At 30.7% G+C, this 1,509-nt stretch carries 2 protein-coding genes; both read right to left on the bottom strand.

What is annotated here, in order from left to right:
- Nucleotides 1-172 (bottom strand): cation:dicarboxylate symporter family transporter (locus B2217_RS01915; RefSeq protein WP_291122038.1); only part of this gene is annotated, 172 nt, incomplete at its 3' end.
- Nucleotides 173-310: 138 nt separating this feature from the next.
- Nucleotides 311-961 carry a PD-(D/E)XK nuclease family protein gene (locus B2217_RS01910; protein ID WP_291122036.1) on the bottom strand — a complete coding sequence of 217 codons (651 nt, stop codon included), beginning with the start codon at nucleotides 959-961 and terminating at the stop codon, nucleotides 311-313.
- Between the last annotated feature and the right edge of the window lie 548 nt (nucleotides 962-1,509).

Below are 1,509 nucleotides of genomic sequence, written 5' to 3'. Positions count from 1 at the left end.
AAGGCGCAATAATCATCTGAATAAGACGAATAAAAACAGTACCAAGAAGTTTTATGTTAGTCGAAAATGTTTTAATAAATTCTGGCGAGGTATTATAATGTACATATCCTCCAAGCGCAACCCCGATAAGAAGGGCAATAATAATAGCTATAAAAAGTTTATTGTTTTTCATTATGCGATTTTAAACTTTTCCAAAACTACTATTTTTTAGCAAATTATTAAGAATATAAATTGATTTATACACCAAATTAAATATAAAACCCTTTGTATGTAGTGTTTACAAAGGGTTTTCTTTATAGTGTATTGAGTACTATTCTGGTTGTTTGAACGGAATTTCTTGATTTAAAATCTCTTCGATTAATGTTGACATCGGTGCTGTAGAATTTTCGACAATCGAATAATCGATGGTGGTGTTTTTATCAACCGAAAGTTTAATTAATTCTTTATTTGGAAATTTGATTGGATAAATACACAATTCAATGTCTTTAGTTAAGTTTTCTTTGTCTGCATAAAATAAATGTGCGTAGAAAATTAATTGTAATTGTTTCGCTTTATCTTCTTTTTGGTAAACGGTTTCTATTTCTTCGGTTTTCACCGAAATATCTTTCGCATAACCAGTTTTGTAATCAATAATTCGGATTTGATTATTGACAGAATCAATTCGGTCAATTACCCCTTTCAGTTTTACAATTTTGCCATTTGTAAGTGCAAAATCAACTTCGTGCTTGCTTTCCAAAGCTCGAATTACAAATTCATTTTCCTTTGCTGTAGTCGTATCTTTAGACAAAACGCCATCTACAATTCGTTCTGCAATTTTATAAATCAAATAATTTGGACCTTTATCCAAATGTCCATCTTTATATTCTTTGCTAAAATGTTCTTGTAAGGTTTTATCTTTTATTTTTTCGATATTTTTGAAATCATTTTCATGCAAAATATGTCCAATATAAGGCGTATACAAATCCTCCAAAGCACCATGAACAATANNTTCCTAATGTTCTTGCGCTTACAATTTCTTCGGCTTCTTCGACTTCATTTACATTAAAAACACGTTGCTCATAAAAATCTAACGGATTGCGTAAATAGGTCGAAAGTGAAGAAGGTGAAATTCCATATTCAGCCCAATTTTGAAGCTTTGCCATTGTTTCATCAGTTTTTGGAACAATGATTTCTTTCAAAGGTTTTGTGACAAAACTTGGTGCAGCAAAAGTTTCTTTCACTTCGTGATTACTTTCAAATTTGATTTGAGCTAAAAAGCGAGATTTTTCTCCAGAGCCCATTCCGTCAGCTTCGGTATCATACACGAAATAAGCATTTTTCGCACGCTGAATCAAACGATAAAAGTGATAAGCATAAATAGAATCATTTTCTGTAAAAGTATTCAATTTCATTTGTTTACGAATATCGTACGGAATAAATGTATTGTTTTGTCGTCCCAAAGGTAAAATTTCATCATTCACAGAAGTCATGATAATATTATCGAAATTCAATAAACGAGTTTCCAATAAT

The sequence above is a fragment of the Empedobacter sp. UBA7620 genome, from assembly GCF_002484185.1.
GTDB classification, from domain to species: Bacteria; Bacteroidota; Bacteroidia; order Flavobacteriales; family Weeksellaceae; genus Empedobacter; species Empedobacter falsenii_C.
The sequence above is the reverse complement of the archived record's forward strand: the minus strand, read 5'-3'. Positions and strand labels throughout refer to the sequence as shown.